At 65.1% G+C, this 25,053-nt stretch carries 23 protein-coding genes and 1 pseudogene; 10 read left to right on the top strand and 14 right to left on the bottom strand.

Annotated features, from left to right (window positions below; translation table 11 throughout):
- The first annotated feature begins 118 nt into the window (after positions 1-118).
- Genes MTX23_RS10910 through MTX23_RS10925 form a run of 4 tightly spaced genes read left to right on the top strand, consistent with a single transcriptional unit; the run spans position 119 to position 3,970 of the window.
- The gene (locus tag MTX23_RS10910) at positions 119-2,008 is read left to right on the top strand and encodes an ABC transporter permease (protein ID WP_280976634.1); all 1,890 of its coding nucleotides are present in this window, start codon (positions 119-121) and stop codon (positions 2,006-2,008) included.
- Complete coding sequence (locus tag MTX23_RS10915; protein WP_280976636.1) at positions 2,005-2,796, top strand: ABC transporter ATP-binding protein; 792 nt, start codon at positions 2,005-2,007, stop codon at positions 2,794-2,796. The genes MTX23_RS10910 and MTX23_RS10915 overlap by 4 nt, the downstream gene beginning before the upstream one ends.
- A complete protein-coding gene (locus tag MTX23_RS10920) occupies positions 2,793-3,497 on the top strand; it encodes an ABC transporter ATP-binding protein (protein ID WP_280976637.1) in 705 nt (234 codons plus the stop codon). The genes MTX23_RS10915 and MTX23_RS10920 overlap by 4 nt, the downstream gene beginning before the upstream one ends.
- A 17-nt stretch (positions 3,498-3,514) precedes the next feature.
- Positions 3,515-3,970 carry a MarR family transcriptional regulator gene (locus MTX23_RS10925; RefSeq protein ID WP_280976638.1) on the top strand — a complete coding sequence of 152 codons (456 nt, stop codon included), beginning with the start codon at positions 3,515-3,517 and terminating at the stop codon, positions 3,968-3,970.
- Positions 3,971-3,993: 23 nt separating this feature from the next.
- Here MTX23_RS10925 and MTX23_RS10930 read toward each other — a convergent pair whose 3' ends face one another.
- From MTX23_RS10930 to MTX23_RS10940, 3 genes are all read right to left on the bottom strand, one after another.
- Positions 3,994-4,662, bottom strand: a complete 669-nt coding sequence (locus MTX23_RS10930) for a hypothetical protein (protein ID WP_280976639.1) — start codon at positions 4,660-4,662, stop codon at positions 3,994-3,996.
- Between the two features lie 2 nt (positions 4,663-4,664).
- Positions 4,665-6,065 carry a selenium-binding protein SBP56-related protein gene (locus tag MTX23_RS10935; protein ID WP_280976640.1) on the bottom strand — a complete coding sequence of 467 codons (1,401 nt, stop codon included), beginning with the start codon at positions 6,063-6,065 and terminating at the stop codon, positions 4,665-4,667.
- A gap of 261 nt (positions 6,066-6,326) precedes the next feature.
- Positions 6,327-7,523 (bottom strand): amidohydrolase family protein, encoded by a 1,197-nt coding sequence (locus tag MTX23_RS10940; protein ID WP_280976641.1) that lies wholly within the window; start codon positions 7,521-7,523, stop codon positions 6,327-6,329.
- A gap of 166 nt (positions 7,524-7,689) precedes the next feature.
- On the opposite strand from MTX23_RS10940, the gene MTX23_RS10945 reads away from it, so the two are divergent.
- A complete protein-coding gene (locus tag MTX23_RS10945) occupies positions 7,690-8,463 on the top strand; it encodes a ferredoxin--NADP reductase (protein ID WP_280976642.1) in 774 nt (257 codons plus the stop codon).
- A gap of 13 nt (positions 8,464-8,476) precedes the next feature.
- Positions 8,477-8,656: pseudogene (locus MTX23_RS10950) on the top strand (thiosulfate oxidation carrier complex protein SoxZ); the annotation flags it as partial.
- Here the strand turns inward: MTX23_RS10950 and MTX23_RS10955 are convergent.
- The 5 genes from MTX23_RS10955 to MTX23_RS10975 form a co-directional block, all read right to left on the bottom strand.
- Positions 8,629-9,759, bottom strand: a complete 1,131-nt coding sequence (locus tag MTX23_RS10955; RefSeq protein WP_280976643.1) for an FAD/NAD(P)-binding oxidoreductase — start codon at positions 9,757-9,759, stop codon at positions 8,629-8,631. The pseudogene MTX23_RS10950 and the gene MTX23_RS10955 sit on opposite strands and share 28 nt — an antisense overlap.
- Positions 9,760-9,815: 56 nt before the next feature.
- Complete coding sequence (locus tag MTX23_RS10960; RefSeq protein WP_280976644.1) at positions 9,816-12,017, bottom strand: molybdopterin cofactor-binding domain-containing protein; 2,202 nt, start codon at positions 12,015-12,017, stop codon at positions 9,816-9,818.
- A 10-nt stretch (positions 12,018-12,027) separates the two neighbouring features.
- Positions 12,028-12,477: a (2Fe-2S)-binding protein gene (locus tag MTX23_RS10965; protein WP_280976645.1), complete on the bottom strand. Its 450-nt coding sequence runs from the start codon at positions 12,475-12,477 to the stop codon at positions 12,028-12,030.
- Positions 12,478-12,629: 152 nt separating this feature from the next.
- A complete protein-coding gene (locus MTX23_RS10970) occupies positions 12,630-14,030 on the bottom strand; it encodes an MFS transporter (protein ID WP_280976646.1) in 1,401 nt (466 codons plus the stop codon).
- A gap of 30 nt (positions 14,031-14,060) precedes the next feature.
- Positions 14,061-14,285, bottom strand: coding sequence for a hypothetical protein (locus tag MTX23_RS10975; RefSeq protein ID WP_280976647.1), 225 nt, complete (start codon positions 14,283-14,285; stop codon positions 14,061-14,063).
- Positions 14,286-14,422: 137 nt separating this feature from the next.
- Here MTX23_RS10975 and MTX23_RS10980 point away from each other — a divergent pair, with 137 nt between their 5' ends.
- The 3 genes from MTX23_RS10980 to MTX23_RS10990 are packed head-to-tail and all read left to right on the top strand — an operon-like array spanning position 14,423 to position 18,367.
- On the top strand, positions 14,423-16,198 hold the full coding sequence (locus tag MTX23_RS10980; protein WP_280976648.1) for an iron ABC transporter permease: 1,776 nt from the start codon (positions 14,423-14,425) through the stop codon (positions 16,196-16,198).
- A 24-nt stretch (positions 16,199-16,222) separates the two neighbouring features.
- Positions 16,223-17,248, top strand: a complete 1,026-nt coding sequence (locus tag MTX23_RS10985; RefSeq protein WP_280976650.1) for an extracellular solute-binding protein — start codon at positions 16,223-16,225, stop codon at positions 17,246-17,248.
- A 3-nt stretch (positions 17,249-17,251) separates the two neighbouring features.
- The gene (locus MTX23_RS10990; RefSeq protein WP_280990751.1) at positions 17,252-18,367 is read left to right on the top strand and encodes an ABC transporter ATP-binding protein; all 1,116 of its coding nucleotides are present in this window, start codon (positions 17,252-17,254) and stop codon (positions 18,365-18,367) included.
- 30 nt (positions 18,368-18,397) lie between these two features.
- On the opposite strand, the gene MTX23_RS10995 is transcribed toward MTX23_RS10990, so the two are convergent.
- The 6 genes from MTX23_RS10995 to MTX23_RS11020 all read right to left on the bottom strand — a co-directional run bounded on the left by MTX23_RS10995 (position 18,398) and on the right by MTX23_RS11020 (position 23,793).
- Positions 18,398-19,183 (bottom strand): ABC transporter ATP-binding protein, encoded by a 786-nt coding sequence (locus MTX23_RS10995; protein WP_280976652.1) that lies wholly within the window; start codon positions 19,181-19,183, stop codon positions 18,398-18,400.
- Positions 19,171-20,226, bottom strand: coding sequence for a dihydrodipicolinate synthase family protein (locus tag MTX23_RS11000; RefSeq protein ID WP_280976653.1), 1,056 nt, complete (start codon positions 20,224-20,226; stop codon positions 19,171-19,173). The genes MTX23_RS10995 and MTX23_RS11000 overlap by 13 nt, the downstream gene beginning before the upstream one ends.
- Positions 20,227-20,234: 8 nt before the next feature.
- A complete protein-coding gene (locus tag MTX23_RS11005) occupies positions 20,235-21,062 on the bottom strand; it encodes a GNAT family N-acetyltransferase (RefSeq protein WP_280976654.1) in 828 nt (275 codons plus the stop codon).
- A complete protein-coding gene (locus tag MTX23_RS11010; RefSeq protein ID WP_280976655.1) occupies positions 21,049-22,086 on the bottom strand; it encodes an NAD(P)-dependent oxidoreductase in 1,038 nt (345 codons plus the stop codon). The genes MTX23_RS11005 and MTX23_RS11010 overlap by 14 nt, the downstream gene beginning before the upstream one ends.
- Before the next feature lie 15 nt (positions 22,087-22,101).
- Positions 22,102-22,872 (bottom strand): ABC transporter permease, encoded by a 771-nt coding sequence (locus MTX23_RS11015; RefSeq protein WP_280976656.1) that lies wholly within the window; start codon positions 22,870-22,872, stop codon positions 22,102-22,104.
- A 273-nt stretch (positions 22,873-23,145) separates the two neighbouring features.
- Positions 23,146-23,793 (bottom strand): TetR/AcrR family transcriptional regulator, encoded by a 648-nt coding sequence (locus tag MTX23_RS11020; RefSeq protein WP_280976657.1) that lies wholly within the window; start codon positions 23,791-23,793, stop codon positions 23,146-23,148.
- Positions 23,794-23,894: 101 nt separating this feature from the next.
- Between MTX23_RS11020 and MTX23_RS11025 the strand changes: the two genes are divergently transcribed.
- Positions 23,895-24,899 carry an ABC transporter substrate-binding protein gene (locus tag MTX23_RS11025; protein ID WP_280976658.1) on the top strand — a complete coding sequence of 335 codons (1,005 nt, stop codon included), beginning with the start codon at positions 23,895-23,897 and terminating at the stop codon, positions 24,897-24,899.
- Positions 24,900-25,053 lie beyond the last annotated feature (154 nt).

The following is a 25,053-nucleotide window of genomic DNA, read 5'->3' on the forward strand; positions in this document are numbered from 1 at the left end:
CCCCCTCACCTGAATTCGAGCTCACACTTGAATTCGACCTCTCCCCGCAGGCGGGGCGAGGTGAAGAAACCACACGCGGCGATCTCGATCGGCGCAACAACTCCAACGCGGACCGCCCATGGCCTTTTACGTCGTCCAGTTCCTGACCGGTCTTGCCAGCGCGGCGTCGCTGTTCCTGGTCGCCTCGGGCCTGTCGATCATCTTCGGCGTGACGCGGATCGTGAATTTCGCGCATGGCGCGTTCTACATGCTCGGCGCCTATGTCGCCTTCACGCTGACCGAGCGCCTCGACGGCGCGCTCGGCTTCTGGGGCGGCATCGTTGCCGCGGCGGTGATCGTCGCGGCGGTCGGCGTGCTGGTGGAAATGCTGCTGCTGCGCCGGATCTATCACTCGCCCGAGCTGTTCCAGCTGCTCGCGACCTTCGGGCTGACGCTGATGGTCGAAGATCTCGTGGTGCTGATCTGGGGGCCGGATGATCTGGTCGGCCGCCGTGCGCCGGGCTTCCGCGGGGCGATCGATTTCTTCGGCCAGAACGTTCCGAGCTACGACCTGTTCCTGATCGTGCTCGGGCCGGTCGTGCTCGGAATCCTCTGGCTGCTGTTCCAGCGCACCCGCTGGGGCATTCTGGTGCGCGCGGCGACGCAGGACCGCGACATGGTCGCAGCGCTGGGCGTCAATCAGAAATGGCTGTTCACCAGCGTGTTCGCCCTCGGCGTCTTCCTTGCAGCCCTGGGCGGCGCGTTGCAGATTCCGCGCGATGCGGTGAATCACGCGATGGATCTGCGCGTCATTGTCGAGGTGTTCGTCGTGGTCGTGATCGGCGGCCTCGGCAGCATCACCGGCGCCTTCGTCGCCGCCGTGCTGGTGTCGGAGCTCAACGCGTTCGGCATCCTGATCTTTCCGAAGATCTCCATCATCCTGGTGTTCCTGGTGATGGCGGTGGTTTTGATCGTGCGTCCCTGGGGACTGTTCGGCAAGCCCGAAGCGCCAGCGCGGCGCACGCCGGGGCTATCGGTCAATCCGTGGCGGCCGCTGACGGCGAACGAACGGTTCGCCGCGGTCGCGGCGCTGGTCATCGCCGCCGCGTTGCCGTTCTTTGCGGGCAACTACGCACTCACCGTCGGCTCGGAAATCGCGATCTTCGTGATCTTTGCGGTCAGCCTGCATTTCCTGATGGCGGTCGGTGGGCTCGCATCCTTTGGTCATGCGGCCTATTTCGGCCTCGGCGCCTATGGCGTGGCGTTGCTCGCCAAGATGGCGGGGCTGCCGATGATCGCGTGCCTGCTGCTCGGCCCGCTGCTGGGGCTGCTTGGTGCCGCCGTGTTCGGCTTCTTTGCCGTTCAGCTCTCCGGCGTCTATTTCGCGATGCTGACACTGGCGTTCGCGCAGATCGTCTGGTCGATCGCGTTCCAGTGGGTGTCGGTCACCGGCGGCGACAACGGCATCCTCGGGCTCTGGCCGGAAAAATGGGCGGCGAGCCCGTCACATTTCTACTGGCTGTCGCTCGGCATCGCTGCGCTTGCGGTCGTGATCCTCCGCATCATGGTGTTCTCGCCGTTCGGCTTCGCGCTGCGCGCCACGCGGGACTCGCCGCTGCGCAGCGAGGCGATCGGGATCAATGGCAAGCGCATCCAGTGGACGGCCTTCGTGGTCGCAGGCACTGTGGCCGGTCTCGCCGGCGCGCTGTTCGCCTATCTCAAGGGCAGCGTCTTCCCCGACAATATGGGCATCTCGCTCTCGGTCGATGCGCTCGTCATGGTGCTGCTCGGCGGCGTCGAGACCGTGTCGGGCGCGGTGATCGGCGCGATCGTCTACAAGGCCTTGAACATCTGGCTGGTCAGCCAGACCGATCTCTCCAAGCTCGTGCTCGGCGCGTTCGTGGTGCTGATCGTCGTCGCCTTCCCGAAGGGCATCGTCGGCACGCTGGAGGCGTTCATGCATCGCCGCCGCAAATCCTCATCGTCGGCGTCATCAATCCTCACCTCGCGCATCGAGACTGCCGAATGAGCATGGTCCCCACATTGCTGTCGGTCGAGGGCCTGACCAAATCCTATGGCGGCGTGCACGCTGTGCGCGGCGTCTCGTTCGAGCTGCGCTCCGGCGAGATCCTGGCGCTGATCGGACCGAACGGTGCAGGCAAGAGCACCTGTTTCGACATGCTCAACGGCCAGAATGTCCCGGACTCCGGCCGGATCCGTGTGCTTGGCCAGGAAACCACCGGCAAGAAGCCGCGGGTGATCTGGCGGATGGGCGTCGGGCGCACCTTCCAGATCACCGCCACGTTCCCGACCATGACGGTGCGCGAGAACGTGCAGGTCGCGCTGGTGTCGTATGGCCGGCACTTGTTCAATCTCTGGGGCTCGACCGCGAACCATGCGCGCGACGAGGCCGGACGCCTGCTCGACCTGGTCGGCATGGGCGCCTATGCCGAGCGGCCCTGTGGTGAGCTCGCCTATGGCGATCTCAAGCGGCTGGAGCTCGCGATCGCGCTCGCAAACCAACCGAAGCTGCTGCTGATGGACGAGCCGACCGCCGGCATGGCGCCGCGCGAGCGCATCGAGCTGATGCGGCTGACGGCACGGATCGCGCGCGAGCATTCGATCGGCGTGCTCTTCACCGAGCACGACATGGACGTGGTGTTCGAGCATGCCGACCGCATCCTGGTGCTCAACCGCGGCAGCCTGATCGCCGAAGGTTCGCCGCAAGAGGTCCGCGGCAATGCCCAGGTCCGGGCGATCTATCTCGGCGAGGGCCTGGTCTATGACGCACGGCATCGCGAAGGAGCATCGGCATGAAGCTCGCGGTGAAGGATCTCAACAGCTTCTACGGCCCGGCGCATATCCTGTTCGACATCTCGCTCGAGGTCGGCGAGGGCGAGGTGGTCGCGCTGCTCGGGCGCAACGGCGCCGGCAAGTCGACGACCTTCCGCTCCATCGTCGGCCTGGTCGAGAACCGCACGGGCCAGATCGTGTTTGAGGGCAAGGACGTCTCGCGCGAGCCGACGCACGCGATCGTGCGCGGCGGCCTCGGTTATGTCCCGGAAGAGCGGCGCATCTTCACCGACTTGACGGTCGAGGAAAATCTCGAGGTCGGTCGCCAGCCGAAGCGGGCGGGCGCGCCGCAATGGGATCGCGACAAGCTGTTCAAGCTGTTTCCCAATCTCGGCGAGATGCGCGGGCGGCCCGGCGGACGCATGAGCGGCGGCGAGCAGCAGATGCTGACGATTGCACGCACCCTGCTGGGTAATCCGTCGCTGGTGCTGCTCGATGAGCCGTCCGAAGGGCTGTCGCCGAAGATCGTCGAGCAGATGGTCGATGCGATCCTCGCGATGAAGAAGGAGGGCGTCAGCATCGTGGTCTCCGAGCAGAACCTGCACTTCGCGCGGCTGATCTCGGATCGCGCCTATATCATCGAGCGTGGCCGGATCTGCTTCGGCGGCACCATGGCTGAACTCGACGCGCGTCCGGACGTTCGTGACGCGCATTTGTCGTTGTAAGAGGGCGGAGCGGGACGATGGCCAGGGCGAGTGTCCAGAAGCGAAGCGTGAAGGCGGCCAAGCCGGCCTACGTGCTGGACGAGCAGATCGGCTTCATCCTGCGCCAGGTGTCGCAGCGTCACGCCATGATCTTCGCGCGCGACATCGGCATCAGCCTGACGCCGACGCAATGGGCGGCGCTGTCGAAATTGTCGGAAGTCGGACCGTGCTCGCAGAACCAGCTCGGGCGCTTGACGTCGATGGATGTTGCAACCATCAAGGGCGTGATCGACCGGCTCACCGCGCGCGGGCTGACCGAGACCTCACCCGATCCGGACGACGGCCGGCGTCTGCTCGTGAGCCTGACGCGGATGGGTCAGCAATTGGCCGAGAAGGCGATCCCGAATGCGCTCGCGATCTCCAAGGAGACGCTGGCCCCGCTGGACGCCAGGGAGCGCGACACGCTGATCGCGCTGCTCGGCAAGTTGCGCTGACCGGCGCGTCCCTGGTAGGCAGGCTATTCCGCGATGCCGAACGCCAGCGCGACGGCTCCCACCAGGATGAGGCTGACGGCCCAAACGGTATCCAGATTGAACCAGCTCTGCGATACGAATTTGAGGCCAAGATAGCGGTACACCAGCCACGCCACACACCCGCCGGCCGCGATCATCGCGCCGGCGTGAACGATGGAGACCAGCACGGCCATCGTGAGGTTGGCATTGATCAGGGCGCCGGCTGCCACGTGGCCTTGGGCGGGATCGGCCCCCTGGCACAGCCCGAGATAGATGGGCACCAGCATCAACGCCGCCCCGTGGGCGATGGCCACCGCGAAGGACCAAAGCCCCAGTTGCGTCGGTGGTATCCGCGTTAAAGCCTTCGGGTGGCGCCGGTCCACGAGCCGATAGATGCCGAAGGCGATGACAAGAAAGCTGGCGCCGATCCGGATCGCGCGTTGCCATTCGGCAAGGGCGACCAGCAGCGCGAATGGAAGGAGCACGAGCAGGATCGCGAGCAGGTGACCGATCGCGAGCGGCCCGAGCGCGGCCGCGAGCGCGCGCGAACTCCTTTGCATCAATCCAGCCGAAACAGCGAGCGGCCACCCCATGCCGGGATTGATCCCATGGTAGAGGCCGCTTGCGATGACAGCCACCCACAGCCAAGCCGGTGTCCAGTCGGCAGCACTCACATTCAGGCCGACGGATAGCAGAACGAGTCGGTCGAACAGTCACCGCCGTCGAGCCGGATCTGGTGCGCCCGATACCCGTCGGGGAAGCTGACCCAGTAGTCCTTTGCCAGTTCGAGGCCACCGCCCGGGCTTGCATTCGCCATCACCTCGGCGCCGGGAATACCTTGCGGATAGAACTGGTCGTCCCATGTCGAGTAGAGCGAATTGGTCCAGTACACCCGCTTGCCGTCGCGGCTGATCTCGACCATTTGCGGACCACCTGCAAATGCCTGTCCGTTCGGGTGTGGCGCACGGCGGGCGATGCCGCCGATGCGGACCGATCCGGCGAGCTTCGGCTTGCGGGGATCGCTGACGTCGTATTGGCGCATCTCGCCGGTGGCCCAGCAGGCGACGTAGAGGAACTTGTCATCCATCGACAGGTCGATGTCGGTGACCAGCGGGGGCACTGCGCCAAAGCCCTGCAGCAGCGGCGGCAACTGATCCTTCGGCGCGGGCTCGGGTGGGATCGTCGCCGTCTTCTCGATGTGAAACTTGCCGCCTTCGCGCCACCAGGTCCAGACCGAACCCTCGAGGTTGGTGGTATCGACCACGACGCCGACGAAGCCGTATTCGCGAACCGGATCGTGGGCGGGACGCACCTCCAGCGCCATTTGATGATTGGCGCCGAGGTCGATGGTCTGGACATTGCGCCGCGCCCGAAGATCCCAGAAATGCAGCCGATGGCCATATTTGTTCGACAGCAGATCCTCAGGCACGATTCCGTTCTCGAACTGCGGCGGCAAGGCCCACTCGCTGCTCACCATGTAATCGCGCGGCAAATTCCACCAGAAGTCATAATGCTTTGTTTGGGGGCCGCGATCGATCTCCCAGCGCCCGAGCACTTCGAATGTCTCGCAGTCCATGATGAAGACGCCGGGTGGCCCTTCGGTGCCGTCCTTGCCGCTGCCGCCGAGCGTGCTGACATAGATGCCTTCCGGTCCGCAGTGAATCGTGTGCGGCCGCGAGTAGCCGGTCTTCTTGAAGACCTCCTCGGGTTCGATGATCTTGTGGATCCTGGCCTGCGTCGGATCCGGCTTGGTGTCGACGATGTAGACCCGCGAGGATCGCAGGCCGGGGATGATGAGATAGCGGCGCTCGAGGAAGGCGTGTCCTGCCAGCGGGGACAGCGCCGAGGAGCAGGCGTTCCAGCCGAAGTGGTGAAACTCGTCGCCCTTGTTGGGCATCGTCACGGTATGGACGATCTTGCTGTAGGTCGGTGAGCCCGGCTTGACGTCGATGACGGCGAGTGCGTCAGGCTTTGAAAAGTCCGGGCTCAGCAGCAGGGTGTAGGCGAAGTTCTCGGCCGGAGCTTCCATCGCAAGCTTCGGCGATGCGTGAAACGTGGGATCTGGTCTCATCGTCATCGTGCTGCCTCCTGGTTGCCTGATGTGGACCAACACGGCGCGGCGGCATGCAGCAGCAAGATCTAATCCGGATCGTCGAATGCCTCTTGCGAGTTCCGCCGGCTAGGTTCGCTGACCGCGACAATACACCTCAACGATGCCCGGAGAAAGCAGGGTTCGGTTGCGGAGATCCGATAGGGTGGGCAAAGGCGCCCCGTTCACCCTTCGCGGCACGCTCGCGCGTGCACCCCAGAGGTGACGGGGCGGGTTGCGGGCTATCGATTACTTCGCCACGATCTCCGGCACTTTGCCCGCCGGCGGCGTGTTGCGGCTGCGCTGGGTGCGGACGATGCCGTCGATGATGGTCATGCCGATGCCGGGGAGGTCGCCGAGCTGCACGCTCTCCAGGATGTTCTTGCCCGGCGAGTGCTGTGCCTTGTCCATCAGCACGAAGTCCGCCGCGCGGCCGACCTCGATCAGGCCGCAATCGAGCTCGCGCATCCGTGCGGTGTTGCCGGTCGCGAGGCAGAAGGCGAGTTCGGCGGGCAGCTCGCCGAGCGAGGACAATAGCGAGACCATGCGGAGGATGCCGAGCGGCTGCACGCCGGAGCCGGCCGGCGCATCGGTGCCGAGGATGACGCGATGCAAATCGCCCATCTCGCGCGCGGCGCGCAGCGTGAACAGCGCGGAGCGCTCATTGCCGTTGTGAACCAGCTCGAGCCCGCGCTTGCAGCCCTCGCAGATGCAGCGGATCTGGTCGTCGGGCAGCGCCGTGTGGCCGCCATTGATATGGCCGACCACGTCGGTGTCGGCTTCCAGCACCACGTCCTTGTCGATCAGGCCGGAGCCGGGAATCGAGGGACCGCCGGTATGGATCGTGCTCTGGATGCCATATTTGCGCGCCCAGCCGACCATCTTCCGCGCAGTCGGGCCGTCCTTGACGCCACCGAGCCCGACCTCGCCGAGCAGCTTGACGCCGGCGGCGGCCATCTCCTTGAAATCGTCTTCCACCATCTCGCATTCGATCACGGGCGCACCGGCATGCACCTTCACGCCGCCGGGCCGCAGCGTCCAGAATGCGCGCTGCGCGAACACCGCCATCGCCTTGAGCCCGACGACGTCGCGGGGACGGCCGGGCATGTGGACCTCGCCGGCCGAGATCATGGTGGTGACGCCACCGTGCAGATAGCTGTCGATCCAGTTGATCTGGTTCTGCCGCGGCGTCCAGTCGCCGGCGACCGGGTGGACGTGGCTGTCGATCAGGCCGGGAGCCACCGTCGTCCCATTGGCATCGACGATCGTGGTGGCGGCTTCGGTATTGACGTCCTTGAGACGGCCGATCGCGGTAATCTTGCCATTCTCGGCGACGATCGTGTCGGCATCGAGGATCGGCTTCTCCAGGGCCCCCGACAGCAAAAGCCCGATATTGCGGATCACCAGCTTGCTGGGGCTGGTGGCCTGGGGCGCGTCATGGGCCATGGGTGGTTTCCTTCTGTTGTTGAAATTGCTCGCGAATTTGAGCCCGGCTTGACTTTCCGATCAAGTTGGATTATTCGTTTGTATACGAATGATCGTATACAAACGATCCGGCCGGTCAACGGGGTTCAAGTCGTTCCAGCCGCAGCACAAATCAGGGATTGGTGCTATGAGCAATTTCAACCAGGAAAGCGTCCTCAGCGTTCATCACTGGACCGACACGCTGTTCTCCTTCACCACCACCCGCAATCCGTCGTTCCGCTTCCGCAACGGCGAGTTCACCATGATCGGGCTCAAGGTCGGCGAGAAGCCGCTGCTGCGGGCCTACAGCGTCGCCAGCGCGAACTACGAAGACACGTTGGAGTTCTTCTCGATCAAGGTGCCCGACGGTCCGCTCACTTCGCGCCTCCAGCACCTGAAGGAAGGCGACGAGATCATCGTCAGCCGCAAGGCCACCGGCACGCTGGTCATCGACAACCTCGAGGACGGCCGCAACCTCTACCTGGTCGGCACCGGCACGGGCCTCGCTCCGTTCCTCAGCGTGATCAAGGATCCGGAGACTTACGACCGCTTCGAGAAGGTCGTGCTGCTACATGGTTGCCGCCGCGTCAAGGAACTCGCCTATGGCGAGATGATCACCGAGAAGCTGCCGAACGGCGAACTGATCGGCGAGCTCGTGCGCGAGCAGCTGATCTACTATCCGACCGTGACGCGCGATCCGTTCCGCAATCGCGGCCGCATCACCGACCTCATCACGTCGGGCAAGCTGTTCACCGACATCGGCCTGCCGGCGCTCGATCCCGCCCATGACCGCGTCATGATCTGCGGGTCGCCGGCGCTGGTCGCCGACACCCGCGCGCTGCTGGGCGGCCGCGGCTTCGTGGAAGGCAATCACGGCGAGCCCGCGCAGTTCGTGGTCGAGAAGGCGTTCGCCGAGCGCTGAGATTGAGCTGGCCCTGCCGCTGCATGAACTGCGCGTGAAGAAGGCCAAGCGCGGCGACGTGATCGAGATCAAAACACTGATGTCGCACATCATGGAGACCGGTTATCGTCACACCGCGTCCGGCGAGGCGGTGCCGCGCAACATCATCACGAGCTTCACCTGCCGCTACAACGGCGCAGAGATTTTCCGCGCCGGCGCCACGATGTTGTAGCACGCGCCATCGAGCCGGGGCGTGTCGACAGGCTTGCCGGCCAACGCATGCACGATTGTGGCCGCGCATGCCTTGGCTTGCGCGCTTGCCGCCGAGGCCGATTTCGGAATCCCGCCGGCGATACAGGCGTCGCCGATGACGTGAACATTGGGCACGAGCTTCGAGGCGAAAGTAATTGGATCGATTGGGCACCAGCCCGTGCGGTCGGCGGCGCCGGCGATTTCGGCGATGCGGCCGGCCCTCTGCGGTGGGATCACGTTGGCGACGGCAGCGGTGTAGTTTCCGAAGTCGGTGACGATCTCCTTCGTTGCCGGATTGACCGACGTCACTCGTCCGCCTTGCGACAGCGCGATCCGCTCGATCATGTTGGGATAGAGCACCTTCCAGGCATTCTCGGACAGCTTCTGCTGCGAATAATTGTCCTTGGGGTCGAGGACCAGGATCTTCGAGCGCGGTTTCCTCGCCTTCAGGTAATGCGCGATCAGGCTGGCGCGCTCGTAAGGTGCAGGCGGGCAGCGCAGCGGCGCGGCAGGGACGGCGATCACGACAAGGCCGCCATCGTCCATAGCTTCGAGTTGCCTGCGCAACAGCAAGGTCTGTTCGCCGGCCTTCCAGGCATGCGGCATCTTTTCGGCCGCCTCGTCATAGCCAGGCAGGGCGTCGAAGCGCATGTCGATGCCGGGCGCCAGCACAAGCCGGTCGTAGGACAGCGTGCTGCCGTCCGAGAGGCCGATCGTACGTGCCTGCGCGTCGATTTTCGTGGCCGCCTGCGCTGCAACCGCAATGCCCTCCGCCGCGATCCTGTCGTAGGCGAATTGCTGCGAAGGGAGCTCGCGCAATCCGGCGATCACCTCGTTGCTGAACGGGCAGGCGGTGAACGTCCTGTTCGGCTCGATCAGCGTGACTTGAATCCTGGCGTCGAACCGCCGCAGCGCCCGCGCGCAGGCCGCACCGCCAAAGCCGCCGCCGATCACGGCGACGCGCGGCACGGCTTGCGCGAATGACGGGCGCGCCAGTGCCGCCGCTGCTGCGACAGCGGCGCCGCGGACGACATCCCTGCGCGTCGGACGACGCGTGACGGCCATCATGACAATCCGGAAAAAGGGAGCGGCGGCCGGTCGGGGCCGCCGCTCCTCGTGGCTCAGGCGAAGGTGATGTTCTGGTCGCGGAGCGGGAATGTGCGGATCCGCTTTCTTGTCGCCGCGAAATAAGCGTTCAGCACCGCGGGCGCCGCAACGCCGATGGTCGGCTCGCCGACGCCGCCCCAGAACCCGCCGCTCGGCACCATCACCGCCTCGACCTTGGGCATTTCGTTGATGCGCATCGAGTTGTAGGTGTCGAAGTTGGTCTGCTCGATGCGGCCGTCCTTGACGGTGCAGCCGCCATAGAACAGCGCGCTCAGGCCGTAGACGAAGGAGCCGGCGATCTGCCGCTCCACCTGCGCCGGGTTGACGATGTAGCCGGGATCGGTGGAGGCGACGATGCGATGCACCTTGATCTTGCTGCCGTCGGTCACCGAGATTTCGGCGGCACCGGCGACATAGCTGCCATAACCCATCACCTGCGCGATGCCGCGATACACGCCCTGCGGCGCCGGCGTACCCCAGCCGATCTTCTCGGCCACGGCATTGAGGACGGCGAGATGCTTGGGATGTTTCCCCATCAGCTTGCGGCGGAATTCGAGCGGGTCCTGACCTGCGGCCTGGGCCAGCTCATCCATGAAGCATTCCATGTAGATCGCGTTGTGATTGACGTTGACGCCGCGCCAGAAGCCTGGCGGGACATGCGGGTTGCGCATCGCATGTTCGATCAGCAGGTTCGGCACCGAATAGCCGATCGCGGCCTCGCCGGATTGCGCGACGCCCTGGAACGCGGCCGAATCCATGCCGTTCTGCAGCGCTTCCGGGCGCACCGAGAACAGGATCGATTGGCCGGACAGGCGGTAATGCAGCGCGACCAGGTTGTTGTCGGCATCGAACGCGCCGGTCAGCTTGCACTGCGTGATCGGGTGATACTTGCCGTGCTGCATGTCCTCTTCGCGCGACCACAGCAGCTTGATCGGCGTGCCCGGCATCTGCTTGGCGATCGCGACCACCTGGCGGACATAGTCGGTCATGCCGCGCCGGCCGAAGCCGCCGCCGAGCATCAGCTTGTGCACGTCGCATTTCTCGGCCGGCAAACCGGACACCTCCAGCACCGCCGCGAAGGCCGCCTCGCCATTCTGGGTGCCGCACCACACCTCGCATTTGTCCGGCGTGTAGAGCGCGGTGGCGTTCATCGGCTCCATCGTGCCGTGGTTCTGGTAGGGATAGCTGTAGACCGCCTCGATTTTCTTGGCGGCGCCTGCGATCGCAGCCTTTGCGTCGCCATTCTTGTTGCCGACATAGGCCGGCTGGGCGTCATCCAACCCTTCGGCAAGCCATTTCGCGATCGATTCGCTGGAGACCTTCGCGTTGTCACCTTCGTCCCAGACGATCGGCAGTGCGTCGAGCGCGGTCTTGGCGTGCCACCAGGTGTCGGCAACGACAGCGACCGCGCTATCGCCGACGCGCACCACCTTCTTGACACCCTTCATGTTGGCGATCTTGGCTTCATCGAAGCTCTTCACCTTGCCGCCGAACACCGGGCAATCCTTGATCGCGGCGTTCAGCATGCCCGGCAGCTTGACGTCGATGCCATAGACCATCGCGCCGGTGTTCTTGTCGACGGTGTCGAGCCGCTTCAGGCCCTTGCCCGCGATGGTCCAGTCGTTCGGATCCTTCAGCTTGACGTCGGCTGGCGGCTCGAGCTTGGCGGCCGCTTCCGCGACCTTGCCGTAGGTGGTGGTCTTGCCGGACGGCGCGTGCGTGATCACGCTGTTGGATGCCTTGCATTCCGAGGCAGGCACTTTCCAATCGTTGGCGGCCGCCTGGATCAGCATCATGCGTGCCGTGGCGCCGCCCTTGCGGACATAGTCCTGCGAGGAGCGGATGCCGCGGCTGCCGCCGGTGGAGAAATCGCCCCAGGCGCGCTTGCGTGCGACGCTTTGGCCGGGCGTCGGATATTCGGTCGTGACCTTCGACCAGTCGCAATCCAGCTCCTCGGCGACAAGCTGGGCGAGGCCGGTGAGTGTGCCCTGGCCCATCTCCGAGCGGGCAATGCGGATCACCACCGTGTCGTCGGGCCGGATCACGACCCAGGCATTGACCTCGGGCGAGCCGTCCGCGGCGTGCACCACGGGCGGCCCGCCGAAGGGAAGGTCGAGGCCGAGTGCAAGACCGACACTGGCGGTGGCCGTGCCGATCACGAAGGCGCGGCGATTGAGCCTTGGCATGTTGAGGTTTGGCATGACGTGCTGGTTCATGGCTGCCTCCTCACGCGTTCGCGGCAGCATGGATCGCCTCGCGCACCTGATGGAAGGTGCCGCAGCGACAGATATTGGTGATGGCTGCGTCGATATCCTGGTCGGTCGGCTTGGGATTCTCCTTCAACAGCGCCGCCACCGCCATGATCATGCCGCTCTGGCAATAGCCGCATTGCGGCACGTCATTGGCGATCCAGGCCTGCTGCACCTTGTGCCGCGCGCCGTTGCCGCCGAGGCCTTCGATGGTGATGATTTCCTTGCCTGCGGCTTCGCTGACCGTGACGCCGCAGGAGCGCATCGCAACGCCGTCGATATGCACGGTGCAAGCGCCGCATTGCGCGATACCGCAACCGTATTTCGTCCCCGTCAGCCCGACGTTCTCTCTGATAGCCCAGAGCAGCGGCGTGTCGTCCTCGACGTCTACATTGATTGTCTTGCCGTTTATTTTGAGGTTTGCCATCGCTTCCACCTGATTGGTCCAATCCACCGATTGAACTTCGCCGCGACGTTGGCCGTGAACCCTGAACGGTTGAAATCAAGAAAATTCGTTTTCAGCGCGGGAAGATTGTTGATGGCGCGGTGTTGAGCCGCACCCCTCGCGCCACATAGCTGTCATGCTTTTTTCGGTGAAGTGACAGCCAGCCGCAGGAAGCTCATGACGCTGCCGACCGCCGCAAAGCCTGCGCCCAGCGCAAGCGCGAGCGTCGCGCCTTCGCGATCGGCTATCGCAAAGCATAGCGCGGCCAACGCAGCGCCCGTGGTCTGTCCGATCAGCCGCGCGGTTGCGACGATACCGCTGGCGCTGCCGCTGCGATGTGTCGGGGCGCTCGACATGATCGCCTTCATGTTGGGTGTCTGGAAGAAACCGAAGCCGAGGCCGCAGATCATCATGCGCCAGACGATGTTGGCGATGCTGGGCTCCGCCGGCAGCGTCGACAGCAGCATCATGCCAATGCCGAGCAGCAGCAGGCCGATGCCGCCGAGGGTGCCGGCCGGGTAGCGGTCGGAGAGCCGTCCGCCGATCGGCGCCATGATGGCGACGACCAGCGGCCAGGGCGTCATGAGGAAGCCGGTTTCGACCTGGGACCGGTGCAATATGTCTTCGAAGTAGAACGGCAAGGACACGAAGCCGAGCCCCTGCACAGCAAATGAGCAGATCGCGGTGGCGGCAGAGAGCGCAAAGACGGGCCGGCGGAACAAATCGATCGGCAGCATCGGCGCGGGATGATCGGCATGCCGCCGGGTGAGGATCCAGCCGAACGCCAGGGCGCCGACGAGTTCGGCGATCACCAGCGCCGGTGCCGCCTTGTGGGCGGCGCTTCCGATGCCGGTGATAAAGAGGCCGAGACAGGCGCTGGCGAGCGCCGCACCGAGGAAGTCGAAGGCGTGGGTGGCGCGCGGCGTCGGCGGCAGCGTCTTGAGGCCGATCACGACGGCGATCAGGCCGAACGGAATGTTGACGGCGAACAGCCAGGGCCATGGTCCGAGCGCAAGGATGCCGGAGGCGATCGTCGGCCCCAGGGTGAAGGCGGTGGCGACGACGAGCGCATTGTGGCCGAAACCGCGGCCGTGCATCCGGCTGGGATAGACGAAGCGCACCAGCGCGGTGTTCACGCTCATCAGGCCGCTGGCACCCAGTCCCTGCAGGGTTCGCGCGACGAGAAGGCTTGGCAGCGACCACGCCAGCGCACAGCCGAGTGACGCCACTGTGAACAGCAGGAGGCCGCCGAGATAGATGCGCTGATGGCCGACGATTTCGCCGAGTGCGCCGAGCGGCAGCAGCGTCGCGACCAGGGCGATCTGGTAGACATTGACGACCCAGACGACCTCGGCGGGGCTGACATGGAGATCGTTGGCGATCGCAGGCAGCGCGATGTTGGCAATCGCGGTATCGAGCGAGGCCATTGCCAGCGCCGTGAAGATCGCGGCCACCGCCCAGCGTCGGCGTTCCCAGGGCAATCCATCGGTCTTGGGCGCCGAGGGTGCGCCGGCCGTCGGGGTCTTTTCGAGCATGTCTTAGATGTCTCCGAGGGTCGCCATGTACTACGCGGGCGTCGCGTTCCACAGCGGTTCCACTGCATGATGCGTATGCGGCCTTGCCGGAGGCCGTCGCGTCCCGGTGCCCTCAATGGCGCGCAGGATCCGGCGGCCGGCCGCGCCGAGCGCCAGGTCATTCTGGAGCGCATGATCCACCATGACGCCGGAGATCACGATCAGGTCTTCGATGGCGTCACCCTTGACGGGCCCGCCAGTCCCGCTTCGCCGCATGTCATCTTGTGTCCGCCGGTGCGTCACAGAATCGCGCGGTGGCGACTTTCGGATAGCTTGCGTCATCGCAGCGATCGACTACCCTTGGCATACAAGCTCGCCGCGCGTCGAGAACGCGGCTGCAGAGGGGAAGCGCATTGCACGGACAGGCGGACCGGCGCAGCGAAGTCAAGCGTGGCGCCAGCGAGGGCGCTCGTCGCCGTGCGTTCTCCGGCCTCTGGGTCACGGCGCTGCTGGCGCTGCTGACCTTCCTGGTCATCTATCCCGTCTTCATGCTGCTGCTCGGCGCGCTTACCGACACCAATCCGGTGGTCGACGGCATCCGTCTCAGCCTCAGCCACCTGTCGATCACCAACTTCCTCACCGTGCTCGCCAACCCGAATGTCGGAGAGGCGTTGCTCAACACGCTGATCGCCTGCGGTGGGGGCACGGCCATCGCCGTCGCGATCGGGCTTTTGTTTTCCTGGATCGTCGTTCGCACCAACACGCCGTTCAAGGGCTTCATCGCCGCGGCCAGCATCCTGCCGCTGTTCGCGCCGCCTCTTGTGGCGGGCGTCGCCTGGGTCATTCTCGGCTCGCCGAAGACCGGGCTGATCAACACGGTGTTCAAGTGGATGGGATCGGACCTGCGGGTCGATTTCTATTCGATGTGGGGCCTGGTGTTCGTGTTCGGCATCTACTACGCGCCCTATGTCTACATGTTCACCTCGTCCGCGCTGCGCAACATGGATCCGAGCCTGGAGGAGGCCGCGGAAATCTCCGGCGCCAGCGCGTTCGCGACACTGTTCACGGTGACGTTCCCGCTGATCATGCCCGCGATCGTGTCGGGCATGCTGCTGTCCTTCATCGTGATGCTCGGCATCTATGGCATCCCCGCGGTGCTGGGCGCGCCGAGCAACATCAACGTGCTGACGACCTATATCTTCAAGCTCACCAACTGGTCGCCGCCGCTCTACAACACCGCGGCCGCGGTTGCGATCCTGCTGATGGTGGTGACGGGGCTGCTGGTCTATCTCCAGCAGAAGGTGCTGAGCGGGCGCAGCTACACCACCGTCGCAGGCAAGGCGTTCCGGCCGCGCAGCCTCGATCTTGGTCCCTGGCGCTGGCTCACCTTTGCGCTCGGCGTCGTCTACCTGCTTGTCGTCGTAGTGCTGCCGTCGCTGGCGCTGATCGTCGCCGCCTTCCGCAAGTTCATGTTCATCCGCGACGTCGCGAGCCTGTTCGACATGCGGCAGTACTCGCTGATGCATTTCCGGAGCATCTTCGACAATCCGCTGACGATGAGATCGATTTACAACGCCGTCGAGGTCGGAATCATCACCGCGGTCGCCGGCGGCGCACTGGCCTTTGCGATCGGCTACACCATCCATCGGACGCGAGTGAGCGGACGGCGCGCGATCGACCTGATCTCGACGCTGCCGGTCGCGATCCCCGGCCTCGTGGTCGGCGTCGCCTATCTCTGGGCCTGGATCGGCGTGCCTGGGGGGCTCTACGGCACGATCTGGATTCTCGCGCTCGCCTTCATCGCGCGCTTCATGCCCGACACCGTGAAGGCGCTTTCGACCTCGTTCATGCAGATCCATCGCGAGCTCGAGGAGGCGGCCTGGGTCTGCGGCCGGGGTATGCTCGGCACGATCGGGACGATCGTGCTGCCGCTGGCGCGGCCGGGCGTGCTGGCCGCGATGACATTGCTGTTCGTGCTTGCGATCCGCGAGCTCGGCTCGTCGCTGTTCCTTTACACCAGCAACACCATGGTGATGTCGGTCTTGCTGCTCGATTATTACGAGGGCGGCAATGTCGGAAAGACCGCGGCCTTCAGCCTGGTGCAGACGGTGCTGCTCGGCGTCCTGATCGGCGGCGCCAACTGGCTGTCGCGCGGCGCCGCGCAGCGCAACGTGACGCGAACCGGATAACAACGAGCGAGGGGAGGATTGGCGATGGATAGACGGACCTTCACCACAATGGCCTTGGCTGGTGTCGCGGCGCTCGCGCTGCCGCCGGCTGCACGAGCCGAGGAGTTCGGCTCGCCCGAGCTGATCAAGGCGGCGAAGGCCGAGGGCAAGCTCGTCTATTACACGGCGAACTTCGCCGAGATCGAGCAGCAGGTGATCAAGGCCTTCAACAAGCGCTTCCCCGAGATCCAGATCGAGATGGTCCGCGCGCCCGGCGGCCAGCTCATCACCCGCGTCAAGACGGAGGCTGCAGCGGGCAAGCTGATCGCCGACGTGGTCGATCACTCCGACCGCGCGCTGATGCAGCCGCTGGAGAATCTGTTCCAGGACTACGCGCCGCCGAATGCGGCCGACTACAGCAAGGACGCGCTGATCTCGCCAAAGCTCTGGCCGCGCGCGACCCTCGCCTGGTCGATCGCCTACAACACCGAGCTGGTGAAGGACCCGCCGAAATCCTGGATGGATCTGACCAAGCCGCAATATGACAAGATGATCGGGCAGGTGTTCGCGCAGTCCGGCGGCACGACCTGGACGCGGATCATGTTCGAGCGCCAGGTGCTCGGCGAAGGCTACTGGGCCAAGCAGGCCGCGACACATCCGGTGCTCTATCCCTCCGGCGCGCCGATGGCCGATGCGCTGGTGCGCGGCGAGATTGCGATAGGGCCGCTGCTCTACAACGTGATCTACCAGAAGAAGAAGGACGGCGCCCCGGTCGAGATCTTCTTCCCGCCCGAGGGCGCGCCGGTCAATCCCTACGCCACCGGCATTCCGAAGACGGCCGCGCATCCGAATGCGGCGAAACTGTTCCTGAACTGGTGCCTGTCGAAGGAGGGACAGACCTTCATGATCAAGGAACTCGGCAACCTCACCTCGTTGAAGGATCCGCCGGCCTTCCCCGAGGGGTTCGATCCCAAGGTGGTCAAGCTCTGGTATCCGAACTTCGACCAGTATGTGAAGCTGCATGCCGTGTGGGTGGCGGACTGGGACAAGACGTTCGGCTATCGGCAATAGGCGATGGGTACGGCGATGACGGCGACGCTCGAGGTCACCGAACTCAGAAAGCAGTTCGCAATCGGCCGCCCGGCCATCGACGGCGTCAGCTTCACAGTGCCGGCCGGCGAGATCGTGGTGCTGCTTGGTCCGTCGGGCTGCGGCAAGACCACGACCCTGCGCTGCGTCGCCGGGCTCGAGCATCCGACCGGCGGCGAGATCAGCATCTCCGGGCGCGTGGTGTCGTCGCCGGCGCGCGGCATCCTGGTGCCGCCGCGATCGCGCGACCTCGGCATGGTGTTCCAGTCCTATGCGGTGTGGCCGCACATGACAGTGCGGCAGAACGTGGTCTATCCGCTGAAGCACCGGAGCATTGGGCGCGCCGAGGCGAACCGCATGGTCGAGGAGGCGCTCGCGCTGGTTGGGTTGTCCGAATATGCCGACCGCCCGGTGGTCGCGCTCTCCGGCGGGCAGATGCAGCGGGTGGCGCTGGCGCGCAGCATGGTCTACCGGCCGCAACTGCTGCTGCTGGACGAACCGCTGTCGAACCTCGACGCCAAGCTGCGCCTGCGGCTGCGCGATGATCTCCGCGTTATCCTCAAGCGGACCGGCATGACCGCGCTCTACGTCACCCACGACCAAGCCGAGGCCGTCGTGCTCGGCGACCGCATCGGGGTGATGCGTGACGGCAGGCTGCTGCAGATGGATAAGCCCGACACCATCTACAACCGTCCGGCCGACCTGTTCGTCGCCAACTTCACCGGTGCCACCAATGAGCTCGCGGGCACGCTGGTCGCATGCAACGGCGGCTACGGCGTGGTCGATTTCGGCGATGGCAGGCAGGGCGAGGTGGCGCTGCTGCAGGCGCTCGGACCGGACGACAAGGTGCGCGTGGCGCTGCGACCGGAGAACATCGCGATCGGCCGCCCCGACGGTGCCAACACGTTCCCGGCCAAGGTGCTCGACCGCCGCTATCAGGGCACCCAGACCGCCTACAGCATCGAGCTGTTCGGCAAGCGGCTGGAGGCGATCGAGCTCGGCACGGCCGCGCGCCATCAGGTCGGCGTCGAGGCGCCGGTCTCGCTGCCGCGCGAATGCCTGTGGGCCTATCGCGACAGCGGCACGACGTCCTACGACTAGCGATGGCCGGACGATTGGTCCTCCAAAATTCTAGCTGTGTGCGCCGAGCCCCAGGCTTGCATAGATCCGCCGTGCATAGGCGCCAAACGCATCCGTGGTCTTGATCGGCAGGTCGCGCGGGAGGGGCAGGTCGATCGGAAAATACTCGCACATGCGGGCCGGCCCCGCCGTCAGCACGGCGCAATGCGAGCCAAGGAATACGGCTTCCTGGATGCTGTGCGTGACGAAGATAATGGTCTTGCCGCTCTCGCGCCAGATGCGCAGCATTTCCAGATTCATCTGCTCGCGGGTCAGCGCATCCAGCGCGCCGAACGGCTCGTCCATCAGGATCAGTTTGGGATCATGGACGAAGGCGCGCGCTATCGCGGTGCGCTGCTGCATGCCGCCGGAGAGTTGCTGGGGATATTTGTCCTCATAGCCGGCAAGGCCGACCATCTTGAGCAGGTCGCGGGCGCGCTCGCGCGCCGCCTTGATCGGGAGGCCCACGATCTCCGCCGGCAGCAGCACATTGTCGAGGATGGTGCGCCATTTCAGCAGCAGCGCCTGCTGGAATACCATGCCGATGTCGCGGGCCGGATCGAATGGCGTCTTTGCGTTGCCGATTTTCACGGTGCCGCTGTCGGCGGCGTGCAGGCCGGCCAAAATCTTCAGCACGGTGGTCTTGCCGCAGCCGGACGGGCCGACCAGCGACACCAGCTCGCCTTCCTGCACGTCCATGGTGACGTCGGACACTGCGAGGAATTCGGTGCCCTTCGACCGGTAGAGCTTTCGGACGTTGCGCAGGCTGATGAAGGGCTCCGCCGTCATGCCAGCCATTTCTCTAGGTTGGCGGCGACGAAGGCGTCGTCGGAGAGATCGGCATGCTCGCGGCAGACGCGATCGATCTCGGCCATCTGGCCGGGGCTCAGGCCCTCATTCGGATCGAGGCACCAGATGCCCTGCATCAGCCCCTGGCGCCGCAGGATCTCGTGGCAGCCGGCGATGCAGCCGTGGAAATTGTTGGCGACGTCGAAGAAGGCGCTGTTGCAATCGGTGACACGGGCGTCGAGCGCCAGCAGGTCTGCCGGCACGGTCTCCTTGTGGCGCGCCGCCTTGCAGGCCTCGAACTGCCTGATGGCGCTCGCGGTCCACACCGACCAGTGGCCGAGCAGGCCGCCTTTGAACCAGGTCCGCGTGGTGACGCCCTGCTCGCGCAGATCGAACGGCAGCGTGAGGTCGAGCAGGATGTGGTCATCATTGCCGGTGTAAAGCGCGACGCGATCGAGCGCGCCGGCGGCGGCTACGCCGCGCAGCACGTCGAGGGTGCGGTAGCGGTTGAACGGCGCGATCTTGACCGCGATCACGTTGTCGATCATGGCAAAGCGCCGCCAGAAGTCCACGCTGAGAATCACGCCGCCGACCGCCGGCTGCAGGTAGAAGCCGACCAGCGGGATCTCGTTTGCCACCGCTTCGCAATGCGCGATGATCTCGTCCTCGGAGGCGGACTTCATCGCCGCAAGGCTGAGCAGGCCGGCGTGATAGCCGATGCCGCGCGCGACCTTCGCCTCCGCAACCGCCTGGCTGGTGGGGCCGGCGAGGCCGGCGACCATCGCGAGCGGTCGTTTGCTCCAGGCCGCGGCCGTCTCGGCGGCAAGCTCCAGCACCGGTCTGTAAAGACCGACGTCGCGGATCGCGAATTGCGTGGTGTGGACGCCGACGGCGAGCCCGCCTGCGCCGGCGTCGATATAGTAGCGCGTCAGCGCGCGCTGGTGCCTGACGTCGAGCCGGCGGTCGGCATCGAGCGCGAGCGGATGCGCAGGCACCACCGTGCCATCGGCGATCAGCTTGCGGATCTCTGGCTTGATGTCGCTATGATGCATGGCGTGTCCTATCCAAATTCCGGTCCCGCGACGGCAAAGGGTTGCTCCGCACCCGGCGTTGTCCGCGGGCCGAACCGCATCCGCTGGAACGGCCGTTCGATGGTCCACCCCGCGACGACGAGACCCTTCAGGAAATCGGTTTGCGAATGCACGGCGTCGATGATCAGCGGCCGCGTCTCGGATTGCGCGATGGCTTCGACCAGCGCGATGGCGCCCGCGGCATCATCCGCAAACAGCGGCCCGACATGGCGGGCGACGCGGCCGTCGCGGACAAGCGCAATCGCCTTGTCGTTCGACGCGAGGCGTGAGCCGGAGCGACCGCAAAACTCCTGCAGCAACGTTTTGCGTTCAAAGCCGTAGGCGCTGCGATCGCGCCTTATCAGATCGTCAGCCTGTCCAGCTAACGACGCTTTTGTGCCTTCACGTCCTCCCGTCGCATTGGTCAGGCGAAGCCGGCGCAGCTCCAGCGTCGGCGTGAAGCCGAGTGGGCCGTAGACCCCAGCACCCGCCGGCGTCGCGTCAAGCCATGTCGTCAGCTTCCGCTGCCGCGCCGCGTCCAAGCAGGCATCCACAAGCCGGGTCGCGAGGCCGCGGCGCTGCCAGCTCGCGGTGACCAGCACCATGCTGATCCAGGCGTTGCCGCCAGAGTAGGGCAATAGCGCTGCGGTCGCGATCAGATGATCTCCGTCGCGCACGCCGAACACGATGCCGTGGCTCAGGAAAAATTGCCAGTCGGCCTCGTTCTGGTTCCAGCGCGCTTCCGTCGACAGCGCAAGGCCGGCCGGCGCGTCATCGACGCCGAGCTCGACAATTGCGAGGTCGTCAGTATCGGCCATCGCGCACCTCATATTTGGTGGGCTTGCCGAAGCTCGGCATCGACCGCGCAACCCAGTCGGTGGTCCAGGCGACGAGCTGGTCGGTATCGACGATCGGCAGGCCGAACAGTTTCACGGCCTGCGCGGTATTGGTGAGCCAGGCGGTCGGTTCCTCCTTGCCGACGATCACCGGCGCGCGGCCAAAGCGCTGGCCGAATTTGGCGGCGAGGTCGCGCACCGCGAGGATCTCGTGGCCGCTGACATTGATTGGCGAGGTCGGCGTGTCGCAATGCGCGAGGCAGCGCAGCGCCTGCGCCGCCGCATCGCCCTGCCAGATGAAATTGACATGGCCGAGGCTGACGTCGATCGGCTTGCCCAGATACACCTTGCTGGCGATATCGTGCAGCACGCCGTAACGCATGTCGATCGCGTAATTGAGGCGGAACAGCCGGCCCGGCGTCGAGAACTTGCGGGAGAAATACTCGAACATGCGCTCGCGTCCGACGCAGGATTGCGCGTATTCGCCGGGCGGGTTCGGCGCCATATCCTCGTCCGAGCCCTTGCCGTCGACCGAGACGAACGGATAGACGCAGCCGGTCGAGAACGCCACGATCCGCGAGCCCGCGAAGGCCTGCGCGACCAGCGCCGGGACATGCGCGTTCATCGCCCAGGTCAGCGAGAGATCGCCTTCGGCACCGAACTTGCGGCCGGCCATGAAGATGACGTTCGGGCTCTTCGGCAACGCCTTGATCGCGGCTTCGTCGAGCAGATCGCAATTGATGGTTTCGATGCCGCGGGCCTGCAGCCAGTCCTTCACGCTCGCGTCGCTGAAGCGCGCGACGCCGATCACGCGGCGATCGGGCAGGGCCTGCTGAGCCAGCCCGGCCAGGGTCGGGCCCATCTTGCCGGCGACGCCGAGGATCATGATGTCGCCGTCGACCTTGCCGAGATCGTCGATCAGCGCCTGGCTCGGCCGGCACAAGAGCTCGTCGAGCGCGGCGACGTCGGGGATCGTGTCAGGCAGGGTGTCGCGGGTGAGCAGCATGGGTCGTTCCTGTTGTTATTGCAGCCTGACGTCGCGGACCACGAACAGCCGTTCGAGCCCGAGCACGAGGCCGTAGAGGGCCACGCCGAGCAGGGTGAGCAGCACCACGGCCATCACCATCGCGGGCGTATCGAGCGAGGACTGCACCTGGATCATCAGGTAGCCGAGCCCGCGCTCGGAGGCGATGAATTCGCCGACGATCGCGCCGGCGACCGCGAGGATAGCGCCGACCTTCATGCCGGAGAACACGTAGGGCAGCGACCCCGGCAGCTGGATCTTGCGGAACACCGTCCAGCGCGAGCCGCGCAGCGATTTCACCAGATCGAGCAGATCCGGCTCGACCTCGCTCAGGCCGCGCGCAGTGGTCAGCAGGATCGGGAAGAAGCAGATCGAGAACGCGATCAGCATGTTGGGCACGATGCCGTAGCTGAACCACACGATGACCAGCGGCCCCAGTGCGACCTTCGGGATCATGTTCATAGTCACGAACAGCGGCAGCAGCAGCAGGCTGACCAGCGGCGACCAGGTGAACACCACCGCGAGCGCGACGCCGACCAGTGCCCCCAGGCAGAAGCCGCCGAGGATCTCGGCCGCGGTCACCAGCAGATTTTGCAGCCAGGCATATTTGGCGGCGCCTAGCGTCGTCACGGTTTCCAGCGGCGAGGGCAGGATGAATTTCGGGATATGGAAGGCGTCGACCACGACCTGCCAGAGCACGATCACGGCCAGGTGCGCGATCAGGATGATCGCAAATGACCGCGCCGACCGTCCTCTGCCGTTGAACACCTGGTTTCTCCCTGTCGTTGCGCATGTCCTTCGGGCGCCCGGGCAACCTATCGCGGTCCTCGATAGCTTTCAACCATATGGTTGATTAGGGTCCTGTCGTCCCGGCGAAAACATATTCAGGTCCTTCCCGACACGATTTGCGCAAGGGCACGTGCCGCGTCGTCCTGGCGAAAAGCCAGGACACCGTTGAAGTCAGGCTCGGATTCGATTGTCAAACAGCGCAAGGGGGAGGGAGCCTGAAGAGCGTGCTCACCTTACTGTTGCGACTGCCCGCTACGGCCGCAGCGACTGCATCACGAGATCGACGACATGCTTGCGTCGCGCGCGTTTCTCGGTCGGGCTGGAGAGGTCCTTGCCGAAGATGGCCGACAATGTCGGCGTGTTGGAGAAGAAGAAGTAGCTCAGCCCGGCAATCGAGATGTAAAGGTGCACGGGATTGACGCCCTTGCGGAAGGTCCCGGCGCGGACGCCTTCGGCGAGGATCTTCGAGACCATGCTGACCAGCGGGGAATGCATCGCCTCGAGCCTGCGGGAGCCGCGGACATGGCGGGCGCCGCCGCGGTTTTCGTCGTTCAGCAGCACGATGAAGTCGGGGTGCGCGGCGAGATGGTCGAACGAGGCCTCGATCAGCGTCTTGATCGCCGCATCGGGCGGCAAGCCTTCGAGATTGAGCTTGCGCTCCTGCTCGCGGATCTCCTCATAGACCCATTCGAGCACGGCGAGGTAGAGCGCGTCCTTGTCGCCGAAATAGTGATAGACGAGCTGCTTGTTGACACCGGCGCGCGCCGCGATCTCGTCGACCCGGGCGCCGGCCAGCCCGTTCTCCGCAAACTCGCGCCGCGCCGCGGTCAAGAGCTTCTTCCTTGTGGCGACGGGGTCGCGGCGCTGCGGCTTGGTGTCGTCCGATTGTCTCTTGAGCATTTCCAACCAAACAGTTGACAACTCGTCTCGTCCTCTGTTGCATTGGTAGCGTCAGGGAGGTGCGGCGACAAGGCCAGCCCTTGTGGCTTGAGGAGGATGCGATGAGAGGTTTGAGAGCGGTGGCTTTGGCGATCGCGCTCGCGATGCCGGCGGCACCGTCCGTTGCGGGCGAGGCCGTCAACCTGATCCTGAACTGGACGCCGACCGCGGATCACTCGCCGTTCTATTATGCCAAGGCGCAGGGCTGGTACGAGAAGGCCGGCATCGATCTCACCATCGAGGTCGGCAAGGGCTCCGGGGTCTCGGCGCTGAAGGTCGGCTCGGGCGGCTCGCCATTCGGCATCGCCGACCTCGCGACCATGCTGGTGGCCAAGGGCAAGGGTGCCGACGTCGTGGCGCTGATGAGCATCTACGCCAACACCGGCCAGACCTTCTACTGGCTGAAGAGCTACGGCGTGAACGGGCCGAAGGATTTTCCCGGCCACAAGATCGGCAACCCGCCCGGCGACGCCTCGCGCGTGATGTGGCCGGCCTTCGCCAAGGCTGCGGGGATTGCGCCCGACTCCGTGACGTTCGTGAATGTCGGCCCGACCGCCAAGATCGCCGCGCTGAAGAGCCACACCGTCGATATCATCAGCGACTTCTACAACGAGCACGATCTGAAGGTGATCGAGTTCGGCAAGGACCTCGGCTTCCTCAACTGGAAGGACATCGGCCTCAACCCCTACGGCAATTCGCTTGTCGTCAACGGTGCCTACATGGCGAAGCACCCGAAGCTGGTGGAAGACTTCGTGCGGATCACCCAGAAGGCCTATGCCGCCTGCGTCGCCGACGTCGGGCCGTGCCTGAAGGCGCTGCTCGGCCAGGCCTCCGGCCTCGACAAGGAGAACCAGGAGCGGCAGTGGGAGCGCATCAAGCACCTGATGACCGACGAGTTGACGACAACGAAGGCGCTCGGCTGGATCGACGGTGAGCGGATGAAGAAGGACTACGAGTTGGTGCAGACCTATCTCGGCATGGAGAAGCCGTTCGACGTCAACACCGCGTTCACGACCAGGATGCTCGACGGCAGCATCAAGATGGATGCGAGCAAGGTGAAGAAGTGAGTCCAAGCCGCGTACTGATAATTTGAAGCAGACATGCCAAGATCGACGCCATCGGCGAGGGGACATGCCACCCGTGCGCGCCGCGGCAGTCGAACGTGAATCTGATGCGCGGCTTCACCATTGCCATCCGGGCAAACCTAACCCAAACCGCCAA

The sequence above is a fragment of the Bradyrhizobium sp. ISRA436 genome (assembly GCF_029910015.1).
Taxonomy (GTDB): Bacteria; Pseudomonadota; Alphaproteobacteria; order Rhizobiales; family Xanthobacteraceae; genus Bradyrhizobium.